Source organism: Deltaproteobacteria bacterium (genome assembly GCA_018668695.1).
Classification (GTDB): domain Bacteria; phylum Myxococcota; class XYA12-FULL-58-9; order XYA12-FULL-58-9; family JABJBS01; genus JABJBS01.
Map to the genome: position 1 here is coordinate 1 of JABJBS010000216.1, position 14,830 is coordinate 14,830.

At 49.9% G+C, this 14,830-nt stretch carries 9 protein-coding genes; 5 read left to right on the forward strand and 4 right to left on the reverse strand.

Annotation, left to right across the window (positions count from 1 at the left end):
* Positions 1 to 588 precede the first annotated feature (588 nt).
* From HOK28_11415 to HOK28_11425, 3 genes are all read left to right on the forward strand, one after another.
* A complete protein-coding gene (locus tag HOK28_11415) occupies positions 589 to 3,447 on the forward strand; it encodes a hypothetical protein (GenBank protein MBT6433694.1) in 2,859 nt (952 codons plus the stop codon).
* A gap of 339 nt (positions 3,448 to 3,786) precedes the next feature.
* Positions 3,787 to 4,449 (forward strand): hypothetical protein, encoded by a 663-nt coding sequence (locus tag HOK28_11420; protein ID MBT6433695.1) that lies wholly within the window; start codon positions 3,787 to 3,789, stop codon positions 4,447 to 4,449.
* 258 nt (positions 4,450 to 4,707) lie between these two features.
* Positions 4,708 to 4,914, forward strand: coding sequence for a hypothetical protein (locus tag HOK28_11425; protein MBT6433696.1), 207 nt, complete (start codon positions 4,708 to 4,710; stop codon positions 4,912 to 4,914).
* 454 nt (positions 4,915 to 5,368) lie between these two features.
* Here the strand turns inward: HOK28_11425 and HOK28_11430 are convergent, their stop codons facing one another.
* From HOK28_11430 to HOK28_11440, 3 genes are all read right to left on the reverse strand, one after another.
* A complete protein-coding gene (locus tag HOK28_11430; GenBank protein ID MBT6433697.1) occupies positions 5,369 to 6,559 on the reverse strand; it encodes a hypothetical protein in 1,191 nt (396 codons plus the stop codon).
* 367 nt (positions 6,560 to 6,926) lie between these two features.
* Positions 6,927 to 10,649 (reverse strand): hypothetical protein, encoded by a 3,723-nt coding sequence (locus HOK28_11435; protein MBT6433698.1) that lies wholly within the window; start codon positions 10,647 to 10,649, stop codon positions 6,927 to 6,929.
* A 353-nt stretch (positions 10,650 to 11,002) separates the two neighbouring features.
* On the reverse strand, positions 11,003 to 12,538 hold the full coding sequence (locus tag HOK28_11440) for a hypothetical protein (GenBank protein ID MBT6433699.1): 1,536 nt from the start codon (positions 12,536 to 12,538) through the stop codon (positions 11,003 to 11,005).
* A gap of 288 nt (positions 12,539 to 12,826) precedes the next feature.
* Between HOK28_11440 and HOK28_11445 the strand changes: the two genes are divergently transcribed.
* Together HOK28_11445 and HOK28_11450 are read left to right on the forward strand one after the other, a co-directional pair.
* Positions 12,827 to 13,654: a hypothetical protein gene (locus tag HOK28_11445; protein MBT6433700.1), complete on the forward strand. Its 828-nt coding sequence runs from the start codon at positions 12,827 to 12,829 to the stop codon at positions 13,652 to 13,654.
* Positions 13,655 to 13,750: 96 nt separating this feature from the next.
* Positions 13,751 to 14,149: a hypothetical protein gene (locus HOK28_11450; GenBank protein ID MBT6433701.1), complete on the forward strand. Its 399-nt coding sequence runs from the start codon at positions 13,751 to 13,753 to the stop codon at positions 14,147 to 14,149.
* A 164-nt stretch (positions 14,150 to 14,313) separates the two neighbouring features.
* Here HOK28_11450 and HOK28_11455 read toward each other — a convergent pair.
* The coding region (locus tag HOK28_11455; GenBank protein MBT6433702.1) for a thioredoxin family protein at positions 14,314 to 14,830 on the reverse strand (517 nt) is incomplete at its 5' end.

Consider the following 14,830-nt stretch of genomic DNA (forward strand, 5'->3'; position numbering starts at 1 on the left):
AGGATTTCCGACGCCGACTTGGGTCAAAACTGCTTGGGGTGCCAAGCTTTATTAAGAGCCAGATGCTTGCTTAGACACCTCCCCCAACCCCCGCCTCACCGTCCAACCCGCATACTCAAGCGCACCGGCTAACAATCCCTGCTGAACCTTCCCTGGCAGCTTCAGCAAGCCCATAAGCTGGGTGGCTCTGGCGCGTGACAGCCCTTCTCTTCTGGATATCTCGGCTCGGCTGATACTTTCCTGCTCAATCAGCTTCTGCCAATCCAGAGCCTTTTGAAGAGCTTCTCCGGCGGGAGATAACCTAACCTTCTGCTTTGATTGTGAATTTGAAACCGACTTGCGCGGCCTGCGCCGCTTCACCAACCGCTTGCACTCAAAGGTATCCACCGCCAAAGCGGTACTGCACTCATTTGGACCGGGCTTTTTTGCTTTTGGGATTGAGGGAGCCTAAGTGGAGGTTGGGTGTTAACCAGCCTGCTCTTGAGGGTGCCACCTATCTTGCGATATTGAATATCTCTGTCCTCTTTTTTTGTGAGATATGAACCAGAAGAGTGCGTATTTTAACCTCTTAATGACCAGGGTACATCCATGAAATCCTCTCTCTTAGGTCTATTTTGTTTCTGCCTTATGTTTTTGACTTCTTGCAAGGAAACACAAGTTCCAGCCACAGATTGTACGCCCGGAGTCAACTGTGCGTGTGAAGCGGGTTCTTATTTGGATGCAACGCAAAATCTTTGCAAAGAGACCACGCCTTGCAAAGACAGTGAATTTGAATCGCTTGCGGCCACCGATACAACCGACCGTGAGTGTTCCAACCTGACGGAGTGTTTGGCTGGGGAATATGAAAGTGCAGCGGCCAGCTCGACCAGTGACCGCGAGTGCGCAGCTCTTAGCGAGTGCACGGACGCGGAGTATGAAGCCGTAGCTGCAACTTTAACCAGCGACCGTGAATGTGCCTCGCTTACCGAATGTACAGACGGTGAATATGAAAGTGTGGCGGCCAGCTCGACCAGTGACCGCGAATGCGCAGCTCTTAGCGAGTGTATGGATACTGAGTATGAAGTCGTAGCCCCAACTTTAACCAGCGACCGTGAATGCACACCGTTAACCGTATGTACCTCTGACGAATACGAAACTGTTGCCCCCACGGCCACTTCCGACCGTGAGTGTTCGGCCTGCAGTTGTATATATGGTTCGTGCGATGGCGAGGGCGTTTGTCTTTGTGAGTCAGGTTGGACCGGTCAACTCTGTGATGTTCCAGACCCTTTTGATGCTCCGGAATCCATGCGGATAACCGTGGATAAAGAAGGGGCGACACGCACGTTTGTGCTTTCGCAATACTCTGTGCGCGCGGCATCGGGCATGCCTGTCAAAATTGTCAACGCAAATGGTTCCGTTTCCGACTATACGGCCAGCAACTCGATTCCAACATACCGCGGTTATTGTGAGGAAGAACCTGATGCTTGGGTTGGTGCCACACTGCTTCCAAGTGGGGCATTGCGATATCAGGTGATCAAGGGCAACCCCTATGAGGATTGGGAATTCGTTCCTCAAGAGGAGTTTGGGCCGAGTGACCCGGAAATAACATACAATGTTATTGGCGGTGCTCCATACGCTCGTTCAGGTGCACCCTTGCCAGAGGCCTCTTTCACGGCATCTAACTCTGGCGAACAGGCGCTCTACAGTGACGTTTATCGTTCAGATTTGGCCGTGATTATCACGAAGGATTACATGGACCGCTTTAATTACGATATGGGTACAGTCATTCGTAAAATTGAAGATACCATTGCGCGGATGAATGGAAACTATATTCGCGATGTTCTTTTGGAGGCTCGCGTCAGTCATGTGATTGTGCGCAATGATGAGATGACCGATTGGGACCAGGGCCGTTCTCAATTTGAGTCATATTTCCCGGGCGTTTATCCCAATAATATTGTTTCGGTCGTTAACGAAAATGGCTCAGGCCTGGCTTATGTCTGTTTCCTCGGTGGTGACAACGCCCTCTCCTATGTAAATCGGTATGCGGTGGCGAAATCGGGAATTGCCGATGATGGTAGCTTTTATGGAGTGTGGCGCCATGAATACGGGCACAATCAAGGCTCGAGTCATTATGAGGGAGGTGCTCCGGAAGGCGCGACGATTATGTCTGGGAATAGTTTATCTAGGTTCTCCAAATATGAGGTGGAGGCCATTATGGCCTGCCGGGATACGCCAGATGGAAGTCCGCTTCGGTTTAAAGAGTCGCTTGGCTCGTATGAAGATTTTCCGGTTCCGCCTTATGCACAATTGGACGATGGCATAGTCGTCGACGGATCCAGCGACGGCACAGCCATCGATATCTTGGCCAATGACTACGATGCTAATGGTGATGATATTGCCATTTCGGGCTTGGATGCGACTTCCGAGTTGGGTGGGATGGTTGCTTTAGAAGAAACGACCGGTCCCGACGCTCGGGACCAGCTGGTGTATACGCCGCCCAGTGGGTTTTTGAGTCCGGTTACGGTGGTCAGCTGTGAGCCCGGCACCCAGTTGGACCCAGCGGATTGTGCGAGCTGTGTGTCTTATTGGGATACTTCGACGGTGAGTTGTTCTGATTCAACAGCCTGCGCTCAAAGCGAAGTTTGTGTGGCGGGGGAATGTCGCGTGGCGCTTGGTTGTGATGGCGCCCAGCTTATTGATGCGTGCGGTCAGCCGTGTCCGGTGCCCAGCCTGCAGGTTTGGGTGGACATTTCGGAACTTGAGAACCTAGAAGATACTGCGGGCAATCGAGGGTCCGACCTGAGCCATGGGGCTGAGATTACCACTGTGTTCGACCGAAGTGGCAATCAAAATGATGCTCTTTGTTACAACGATAATCGCCGGCCAGCTTTGCAACTAGAGGGCACAAATCATCTGAATAACCTTGGTTCGCTCCATTTTCAGGAAGATTTCGTAGAGATTCGCGGTGTGGATCTCAATGAGCCTTCCAACGATACAGTTACTTCCATTGCGGCGCTTCGTCATATCTCGGGCGCGGGCGGCAGGCTTGTTTGGGTTCAGAGAAAAAATGGATTCGATTCGCGTCGGCATGCAGCTCTTAATACTCCCGACGGTGTGACGAGTGTGACTTCTGCCGTATTGGACTTGGGAGAGAAAGCCTCCAGCTATTGGTACAACACGGCTGAGCAAGAGTCTTCACCGGAAACCATTTTTGAAAGTGGTGGTGCGGGGTTGGGGATTGGTGCCCTGCTCTATGCGAATCAGGGATATACTGGCGCTTATTTTGGTGACTTCGTCCTTGGGGAGCTTCTTATTTACAACCAAGCATTAACCAGCGACGAGCTGCGTGACATTCAATCGTACTTGATTAAGAAGTGGGGCGTGACGATTCGCGATAAGTTCAGATATACGGTGGTTGATACTTCCGGGTTGGAAAGCTCCGGAGAGGTCCATCTTAACTTGGAATAAGGCGATTGCTTAGGTGGGTATTGTCTACACTCTCACCAACCGCCCTTTATCCGCTAGGCTCCAGGTTTTGCGCCTATGACTTCCCCTATGGAGTTTCTACCTCGGGAATCGTTTTGGTCCAGAATGACCACGGGGACTACCTCAGTGAGCTCTCGGGGTTGATATTTAACAATGAATTGCATGAACGCTGATTCTTGAAGCCACGTCTTTCAAAGGCTCGCCTTCGAGCACTCGGCTGGGACCTATATGCATAGAAGCGAAGCGGGTTGCATCAGTCCTTAACACCTTCTAGAAACCACTTTCGTGAACTTGGAATGCACGCTCCATACAAGGGAAGTGATGATGCAGAAGCCTTCTTTTTCGTTTTTTATGATGTCTGTCCTTTTTATAAGCGCGCTCGTTGTTGGCGGTTGCTCAGTCATGCAGATGCCTGACCCATTCGCAGTCCCTAAGGTTGATGAACGAGCCAATCCGCACCCTGACCACCTCGTAAGGCTTGGGGATGTTATTACCGTTGTCCCGGGTCATCTTGAGAGAGATAGCCAAGAAATCAGCTGGTCGCAAAACCGGGAAGATATGACTGAACGGTACATTCTAGTAAGTGCAATGTTTCATAATCCTCGCGAGCCCGACGCGATTCCGTCCCAGGTGCCAATCTTTATTCACTGGACCTTAAGAGATGCTTTTTTACGAATGTGTGTAGAAAAGACGGTAGCGGGTACATGCAGCCTTAAAGTGAACAGCAATTTTCGTTATGGACAAGACGCTGAGAAAAGGCAGAGATTTCTAGTCCTTCACGACCGGTCGTTTACGCCTTGGCAGCATCGCTTTATGGATACCAATTCTCTCGCGATATTTTTGAAGACGGGTAAAGACACCGCGGCAGCCGCATTGGGGCCATTAGCCGACTATGTTCCTTACGGTGGACTCATGGGCAAAGCGGGTGACGGGACGGCCAAGGCCATCAAGCAGGCATTTGGTGACCAACTCTGGATTTTTTAGAGCTATCTGGTCTCCCGTTTTAAACTGAGCGGAGTTTGGGTTGCAGGATTGCCGTAAAGCTTAATGCAATCTATTTGTCCTGAGTACTCTTTAAGGAAGTGACCCATTTATTGCGATTGTACCGAAGGCTGAGAGCTAGAATGGTTTTCGAGCTTGGCATCTGAAAACTGTTCAAGGTGCGTGTGCACGTAGACCTGGCGTCCGCGCGTTCATGCCTGCGTAACCACGTAGAGGGCAGCAACGAGCAACACGGTGTTGATGGGACCCCAGAGTCGCCGTTCTGGTGCAGACGGCAGCAACCTGGATGCTCATGGACTCTCCTCAGAGGACGCGAGCAGGGCCAACGCGACAGCACCAGCCGAGAATAGGGTTATCATTCCAGGGCTGGCGCCAGCCACAACAGCGCCCTTGGCCATGGTGATGCCAGTCATGCCACCACCGCCTGGGACCGCGCGGCCGCTATAAGAGACCGAACCACGCCCTGATGGTGCTCAGCGGTTTTCAACAATGTGGTGAGGTAATCCTGCATCGTCTCCCTCCCAAACGAAAACGTATGAATTCGCAACAATAGGTAGGCCGGTTCAGGCCCGCTTTGCAACCTTTGTAGACGAGTCATTTGAGGTCGTCCTCAACGAACCGTTGTGCCAGCGACAGGTCAGCAATCCTTGGTAAATCCCGCACGCAGCTTAAAAAGGCCCATAAGATGGGTCACTCTGGCCCGTGAGAGCCCTTCTCGTCTGGATATCTCGGCTCGGCTGATACTTTCCTGCTCAATCAGCTTCTGCCAACGCAGAGCCTTTTGAAGCGCTTCACCAGCGGGAGATAAAGAAACTGGCTGCTTTGATTGTGATTTTAAAGCTGACTTGCGCGACCTGCGCCGCTTCATGAACCGCTTGAACACATGGTGGTAATGCGACGATTAGGCGGCCCAAAGACCGTTGAGTTTATTGTTCACACTCTCTCGTTCCTGCAACATTTTCATAGCGCTGCTCACAACTTGGTTCCGAGATTCAACCAAGGTTTGGAGTAAAGCCTGTTCATTTTCAACTGAGTCTTGCGCCGCATCGGCCTGGTTTTGGAATTTGTCTTTAACCACGCTCATATTTTGTGATTGAGCAGATAAGTTGGATTGCCTAAGGGCGCATGAACCATCTAAAACCTTTCGGCCACTTTCAACCATAGAGGTTTTGGCGACCGCTTCGATAATAATTTCGAATACGAAATCATCGGTTGCAGCTTCAATGCCTTGTTTAGCAGCTTCTTTAATAAGAGGGTTGGTAATATTTTCAAGGGCTTCTTTGCCCATCGCTTTGATGGCGTCGCACACCACTTTTTTTCCAAGTTCATCGACGATTAGTTCTGGGGGAAGATCTGCAAGAGCCGAGGTTACTGCTTCCTCAGCCGCTGCCCCTACGGATTGCATCACAGCTTCTTCAACTGCTTTACTCATGGCCTCTTCGCACGCATTCTCGCCAAGGTCTTTGACGGCTTTTTCAATACCCTGAAGGACGGATGATTTAATGGATTCTGTTAACGCCTGATTGACGCCTGCGCTCATCGCCGCCTGGATAGTCATAAGCGCCTGGAGACTTGCTGCAAAACCACCACAGAGGCTCAGTACTGAGGTGATTCCTGAAATAATAGCGGCAACACTTGCATAGTTTTCAGCTTCTTGTTTGAGCTCTTGGGCGCGCTCACTTGCGGCAAGAGATTCGTCTATCGACTTTTGACGGAGTGTACTCATAGCTTCGCTAAGCAGGTTATGAGTTTCAATAGAATTATTGGGATCGAGAAGATTGAGTTTCAAAAACTCCGTCATCATACGGTCCGGGGAGAGCTGGCCTTGGGATTCAAACCCACCAACGACAACATCCAGTTGTTGCACAAATGAAGTGGCACCCGCTTGGCGCTCTGGTGTGAGTGCGAATCGAGGTGGCACCGGTGGTGGCAAAGGCGATTCTAAATTTGAGACCACATGCTTTACAGGATTTGCACGGCTGATGAGCCTGTCGAGGTTGGCCTGTGTGACCGACTGAGAGGCCGTGGTCGAGACCGTGACTGCTTGAGCTGGCCAGGATTGTGGACGTTGAGGCGTGCTAATAATATTCATGTTCAATCTCCTTGGCATAGATAAATGCATGGTTCATGCCAAGATAAAGCCTCATGATAACAGCGCCCTAGGCGATGCCAAGGTGCAGATGTCCCGAATTGAACAGCTCCCTGTTCAAGTTGCGTCAAAAGCTATTTCTCAGAACGTGGTACCGGTGGTTTAACCCATATGGGTGTGCATCCACGCGTTGAAGCTCCTCGGCGACGGGCGCCAAGTCTGGAAAAGTTCGTCGGCCGGTTCAAACGAGTATCGCGTCTTATCGGTATCGTTTTTTGATGGTAATCGCTGGCTAGGTTTACCCAGGCTGGGAGAGCTTGGGTCCGAACTGATAAATAAACGGGGATTATTGAGGTGGCACCTTTTAGGGTTAGTCGTTACCCACGGGTTCCTCACATAACTGGTTTGCCACAGCGCTGCTGTTACCGCCGTAGTCGTTGTTACCCCAAGTCACAACCGAGCCGTCCTCTTTGACCGCGGCAAAAGCATAACCATTTGAGAATACCGTTGATACCCCGCTCGTGAGAGACGCTGCCACAGCGCTGCTGTCACCGCCATAATTACTCCTTCCCCACGTGACCAAAGAGCCATCCTCTTTAAGCGCGGCAAAAGCTCGCCAAGTTGTAAATACCTTGGTCACGCCGCTCGCTATCAAGCTCTCCACATTCGAGATGGAACCAGCACCACCTGAGCCCCAAGGCACAACTGAGCCATCTGTCTTCAGTGCAGCAAAACCCCGCGAAGATGAATAAATTGTGGTCACGCCGCTGGTAAGCAAACTCCCAATCTGCTGCCAATCCGTATCCTCGCTATCACCACCATCATAAGAATCGCCCCAAGTCACCACAGAGCCATCTTCTTTAAGTGCAGCAAAAGCGCTACTTGTTGAGAATATATCGACCACGCCGTTATCTAGGGAACCAGCTGGAGCGGCCGTCACGTTAACGTCGAAACCACCGATGAGTCCATGTATTTCAGCGTCGATATCACCGCCTAACTCTTGGTTGCCCCAGGTCACCACCGAACCATCATCTTTCAGCGCGGCAAAAGCTCCATAGCTTGAAAAGAGTTCGACGACACCGCCCGTAAGCTCGCTGGCAACAGCTGAACTATCACCTCCGTATAGCGACCACCCCCAGCTCACAACCGAACCATCGTCTTTGAGTGCGGCAAAAGCACTGCTTGTGGACTCGATGGTGATTACCCCTGCAGTTAATGAACTTGCCGCTGAGCCAAGAGCACCGCCTTCATCATCATCTCCCCAAACGACCACAGACCCATTTTCTTTAAGTGCGGCAAAAGCGGTATCATTGGAGAAAAGTTTAACGACACCACTCGAAATCGCACCGGAAGCTGTACCACCAAAACTACTGTAGCCCCATGAAACAACCGAACCATCATCTTTCAAAGCCGCAAAGGCGAAATCTGTAGACGCGAGTTCCGTGACGCCACTGGATATTGAGCCTGCCACTGAGCTGCTATTGCCACCATTGGTGCTATCTCCCCAGGTAACGACTGAGCCATCTCCTTTGAGTGCCGCAAACGCTGAACTGTGAGAAGCTATCGTCGTAACTCCACCTGTGAGCAATTGAGAAACATTGTTGCTGTTACCGCCCCGACTGCCCTCTCCCCATGTCACAACCGAGCCATCGTCTTTGACCGCAGCAAAAGCGGACCTCGTTGAGTAAATCTGCTCAGTGTCTTCTTCGGCGCACTCGTCTGTTCCCGTACAAGTTTCCGGCAGTTCGGCCCAGTTACCGTCGGTGCATATTTGGTCCAGAAATCCTTCATCGTTCAGTCCGCAAAGAATACTCGCGGGATCTTCCACACCGTTCACACAAATATCGGTACCACTGCAATAATCCACTTCATCAACCCACTGTCCGTCCGCGCAAATCTCTCCCAAAAAGCCTTCGTCGTTCAAACCACAGGCCAGAGAACTCCATTGCTCAACACCGTTGACGCAAACATCCGTGCCACTGCAACTACCCGGCTCATCAAGCCAGCTACCATCTGTGCAAATTTGATTCACAAACCCTTCAGCGTTGAGACCACAGGTCTCCATACTCAGTTGCTCTGTCGCATTGGTGCAAATATCGGTGCCGCTGCAAATATCGCTATCCCCCCAGTTACCATCACTGCAAACCTGGCTGAGAAACCCTTCATCATTTAGACCACAAGCAGTCGTGCTCAATGGCGTCTCCGGCCCGAGCACTGTGCTCTCACTGCCGTTATCGTCTGGGCTATTGCTTCCCCATGTGACCAACCGTCCATAAGTCTTAAGAGCCGCAAATGTGTGGGGACCGGAAAATATTGTTGTGACGCCTTCGCTAAGCAACGAAGCAACACCGCTGCTCTTGCCCCCATGATAAGCATCTCCCCACGTAACGACTGAGCCATCTTCCTTAAGAGCTGCAAAGGCAGACCCTGTACTAAACACCGTAGAGACGCCACCCGTAAGAGAGGCAGAAACATCGCTGCTGGTAATCGGAGGTTGCTCCACTGATGAGAAAATTGGATTGAAATTGCCGCCGTATTCGACATCCCCCCAATTGACCACTGATCCGTCGGCCATAAGTGCAGCGAAGGCTCGGTCGGTATTGAACAGAGTTGTGACGGTGCCCTCAGATAAAGCCAACACCGTGGCGCTGAAACCACCATACAAGCTATCTCCCCAGGTAACCACTGAGCCATCTTCTTTAAGAGCTGCAAATGCGGCCATCGTGGAAAATATTTGGGTTACCCCGCCCGTGAGAGAATCTGCAACAGAAAAACTGCTACCGCCATCTTCGCTCCGGCCCCAAGTGACAACAGAGCCATCCTCTTTAAGTACGGCGAATGCAGACCTTGTGGAGGATATCGTAGTCACCCCACCGGCCAGTTGTTCTGCAACGGCACTGCTATCGCCGCCATAAGATCCTGACCCCCAACTGACCACCGAGCCATCTGCCTTAAGCGCAGCGAATGCGAAAGAATTTCTGAAAACCTCAATCACCCCATCAGCAAGAAGGTTTGCAGCAGTACTGCTGTCTCCACCGTAAGAGTCGTAACCCCAAGTAACCACCGAACCATTCGATTTGATAGCAGCGAATGCGGTACCGTTAGGAGTAATCGTTAACACTCCATCGCTAAGAGAGGCCGCAACCAAGCTGCTATCACCTCCTGTTTCGGAACCTCCCCAAGTAACCACCGAGCCATCTGTCTTGAGCGCCGCGAATGCGAAACCATTGCTGAAAACCTCAGTCACCCCACCAACAAGAAAGTCTGAAACAGTGCTGCTATCACCACCTGCCTCGCTATCTCCCCAGGTAACCACCGAGCCATCTTCTTTAAGAGCAGCGAACGCAGCGGAGCTGGCGAAGATATTAACAACTTGACCAGCCAGAGATTCTGACACTGCGCTACTATCACCGCCATAAGCACTGTCTCCCCAAGTACTCACCGACCCGTTCTCCTTGAGAGCGGCAAACGCATAACTGGTTGCGAAAAAAGTTTTTATCCCGGTTCCATTACGGCAGACATCCGTACCGCTGCAACTGCCGGCTTCATCACCCCAACTGCCAGCGATGCAAAGTTGGTTAAGAAAGCCTTCGCCGTTAACACCACAGATTGTGGAGCCCAATTGCTCCGTACCATTGACGCAAACATCCGTGCCGCTGCAGCTATCAGCTTCGTCAACCCAAGTGCCACTCGTGCAACTTTGGTTCAAAAAGCCTTCGTCGTTTAAGCCGCAAACCGTGCTGCCAAGTTCTTGGGTGCCGTTGACGCAAACGTCCGTGCCGCTGCAGGATTCCGTATCCATCCAGCTGCCATCCGAACAGGTTTGGCTGAAAAACCCCTCACCGTTGAGACCGCAGATTGCAGCGCTTAGCTGCTCAGCATCATTGATGCAGACATCCGTGCCGCTACAGGATTCCGTATCCACCCAGGTGCCATCCGAACAGGTTTGGCTGAAAAACCCCTCACCATTGAAACCGCATACGGTTTCGCTAACTTGGTTATCACCCGTGTTGCATTCAATTGCAGTACCACCACAAGCAACGAGGCAATAAATTAGAGAATAGAAAAAGCAACTACGAGTGATTGATAACATGAAGCCTCATCCTTAACCGGGAGAAAAAAGAAGATACACTGATCAGTCGTATAGAGTATGAGGAGAGTTAGATAGGTTCAAGTAGATCCTGTGCGAACAACCAAACGAAATCAGACAGGATGTATGCAGGGGTGGTCAGCATATTACCCCAACACCTAAGTTGTTGGCGCCGCAATGGTAGTCATTTGGGTTAACCCGAAGTTTAACTCCACCCGATAACATCTTTAATGCGAAGACATTTTAATTCTGGAGACATTTACGATGAATCATCTCTTGTTTTTATGACCAAAAAAAATCCCTCCCAAGCACCCGATAAATGCTTGAGAGGGAAGAGACAATGACTTTGTATTTTATTATTGTACAGTGATGGTACTGGTTTTTACCGTGCTTATATTTCCGATATTATCTGTAGCCGAATAGATGACTTGATACACGCCCGGTACATTCAAGTCAGTAACTTCCGCACTAAAAGTGTTAGCCGAACCGGTGAAACTAAGTGCTTGGACAAAGGTAGACATCGGGGTTGCTGTAGGTGGTATAATCGTAGCCGATACGTTTAATGTCGACCCTTCAGGGTCAACCACAACTGCATTAAGTGTTGCCGTCGGTAACGACGTTTCTTGTGCTGCTTCCACGGCAAGCATCTGAGGTTTTAAGTTAGAGGAAGCGTGTGTTTGAAGATAGATACCGGATACAGCTAACTGGTCACTTGGTTCATTCGCCACGTCATCACAATCGGTTGCTAATTCGGGTAGTTGGTCGGCGTAGTATCCCGTGATCATAGTTGAAGCCGTGCTGAATGCCTGACTTAGAGTTTGACTCGAAGCAAGTTGCGACATGAACACGTAAGTAAATGACAGAATGCCTCCCTGCCCCATGTTGCTTTGAGCATTAGGATAGTTATCACTGTCTGTGGATGCGAAAATATAGTGTTTCGGCCCAGTGAGGTCATCAATGAACGAGCCGCTTTTGGGTGCTTCAAGTACAATGTTGACCGGGAACATATTCGCAAGTGATAAATCTTGTGCGGGAAGATTTGTGGCATTCACGTTGAAGTTTTCAATGGCTGAAGCAAGTTCTCCACTTGAAATCACTTCGTCAACCTGTGTGTAAATATGACCGAAGATTCCATCACCAATGATTATGACAGTCAGAGGACTCTTAGCTCTGTCACTTAAACGAGTAGCCGCCAAAGCCGGAGCCCATTCCTCAATGGCATGAGTAAGGTTTTCTTTAGTGTTGAGTCCGGTGGCTATCGGCGATGCAACTTCGGTTCCGTAGTCAGGAGTGAGGAACTGAATTCTGGACATGGGTATTCCACGGGCTAGCAAAGAATTAGCCGAATACTGGCCAACAGTAGCGTATGCTCGTTTTCGCTGATCCGATGACTGAGTCGATCCACTTGTAAGTATTACAAACATGCCGGTTGTATCTTGAACGGGTAATTCTAACTCGGCAGAGGTCCCACGGTATATCTCATTGCCATCCCATGACGCCGAGACAGCATAACTGCCTGCGTCGAGTTCCGCAGTCTCGTATTTAAATTCACCTTCGTCATTTGTTTTAAGCGTCACTTCTTCAACGTGTGTTCCATCTGGATGAACGATGCTTAAGTTGACATTAACTCGGCCCGGGTTTGGGTAAATGGAGCCTTCTAAAACTGCAGTATCGTCTAGATTCAATTTAGCGATATTTCCTGATCCTAAATTGATAAATGTTTCTGCCCCTAGTTCGCGGCGCTCTTCTTCTGCTCTGCGGTCCTCAGCTGCAGACTCCTGCATATTGAGATTAATCGAGCCCATCGCGAAGGCTGAGCTTTGAATCAGGAATACGCTGAAAGCAGCCAGTGCAATCATGAGGTATGGCTTGTTTGAAGTCTGGTTAGTCATGTGTCTCTCCATGTGAAGTATTTAGTGCACCAAACAAAGCAATTGGGGTGCCAAACACATGAATTGAATAAAAACAGTTGGTTAGGCGATTAGCGGCGTTCGAAAATGAGGTTATTACTCGTCACTTTCGTCACTTTCGTCACTCTCGTCACTGAAAATAGATTAAGCATGAACATGTGTATGTTCACACCACAAAATATGCTCTCAATCTGCTAATAACGTTGGGTATCACTCAGGACTTTTTGATATGGCCCGAGGCGATTACGGCCACTGTAAAGGGACAACGTTATGAATGTTGAAGAGTTTGAAGAAAACATCTTTGCTATTCTTAAGCTGCATAGGGAACATTTACCGCGTAATTTTGCCTCAGGCGCCTTGGGACGACTTTGGATGGGAGCCCAAACACGTCTTAGTGTTTTCGGCTACCCTCTTTATTGCAGCGACCGAACGGGTCGCCAAGTTTGGAAATTTATCATCTATCATGGCGCTACGAGTTCCGATTGGGACATGAAAATGATGAAAATGAATGTGCCACTGAAAGTGTTATCATCCCTAACAGAACTCAATCCAGTGAAGGCCGCAATCAATCGTTTTAAGACCGTGGCATTATTCGACCGAACATTCGCCACACGTTTGGGAGATAAATTTTCTGGTTACCAAATGATGATGGTCATTCGTGGTGACCATCAACCCGAGCAAGTCTACAGCGCCATTAAGAACTCAAAACGTGACCATATGAGCGGGCTCATTGTTATCTACCCAACCGACCCCGACCCTGACCGAATCACCGAAGACGGATTGGTAGACCTCCCAGATACGTTTTATTATTACAGTTGTTATTTTTCTGAGTTTTATCACCAAGACGCAGCTCAGCGACTCGAGGAGGCTAGATATCTTTCCAACCATGAATTGAATTGGACAAAAGAGACCCAAAACGGGGAAGGAAGACTGCCTTCGATGATGCAAGAGTGTCAATTCAAGCTGTGCCGCTTTGAAGAGGATGGAAGACCAACCTCAGATATTCGAGTCATGTGTATTGGCAAGGGCTCAAAGATTGAAGGCCGAAAATTAATGTCTCAAGGTGATGGATTGGCGGCAAATTGGGGTGATATCTAGCCGCCTTCTCTCGCAGAGGCCACCTCCATAATGCAGTATTTACACCAGATGCCATAGCCGTTGAACCGTGGAAGCAGTCCGAGATACACTCATCCAATGAATAGAGCCATTACGCTTATAGTTCTGGGCTTACTGGGGACATATCTCTTTTACGACCCGGCCATCGAGCACGGCCCGGGTGCAGTCGCACCCAACGCGCCCTTACAAGTCGCACCTCTAGACCCTTCCGAATTTGAGTTCAGAGATTACACTTTTAAGCCCTTAGCCGATTTCAGCATGGAAGCTCGTGTATTAGGCCGCAAACGCTATAGCAGCGACCGAGAAAGCGACTTGGCTCCTATCGATCTGGCTCTGGGCTGGGGGCGCATGTCTGACAGCACGGTGCTGGACACATTTGAATTCGGCCAATCAGGTAGATGGTATCGTTACAAAACTCATCAATGGACCATTCCAAAAACTGAAGTCATCTGGCTAACCGGACTTGATTTTCTATAAGTAGACTTAAGAATCTCCCGCGCTGGATGGGTATGGCGCAATGGGCGAAAAGCATACAGAAAAAGGGCCTGGACCCAGGAGCAAATGTCCGGTTCCAAACCCTTTAAAATGAGCCCGTACCATTGAGTGGATTAGGGCTTCTTATTGGAAGAAATGCAGGCCGCTTAAGCTACTGCAGGCTCCTCGATATGTCCCTTAAGGAAGTCCTCAAGGCCCGCACCTGTTTCATCTGGGAATCCATATCCAGACTTCACGATTTCGCCGTCCTTATAAAGGATGAACATTGGGCTGCTGGTGACTTTGTTTTCACCGGCAATCTCATTGAGTTCATTGTAGGCAGTGTCATGGGGATTCCACCAAAGCTTCTTCACGTCCATGGCGTCGCCATACTTCTCGGCAACTGCAGGTACAGAACCTAGCTGCTCAAGAAGCATGCAGTGAGCACAGTAAGTAAGACCGTACTTCACCAATACCGGCTTCTCGTAAGATGCTTTAATAACTGTCTCATTGAATTCCGCGCGAGAATCAACAGTGTGATTAGCGTTGAACTCTGTGCTGTTGATGGTCATCATCGCACGTGCGTCGTAGGGGTAGAATGCTTCGCCACCAGCAGCTGCGCGATTCTCAATCGACTTCTCGATGATACGAAGCTTCTGGATAAATTTCCAAGACTGCATGCGG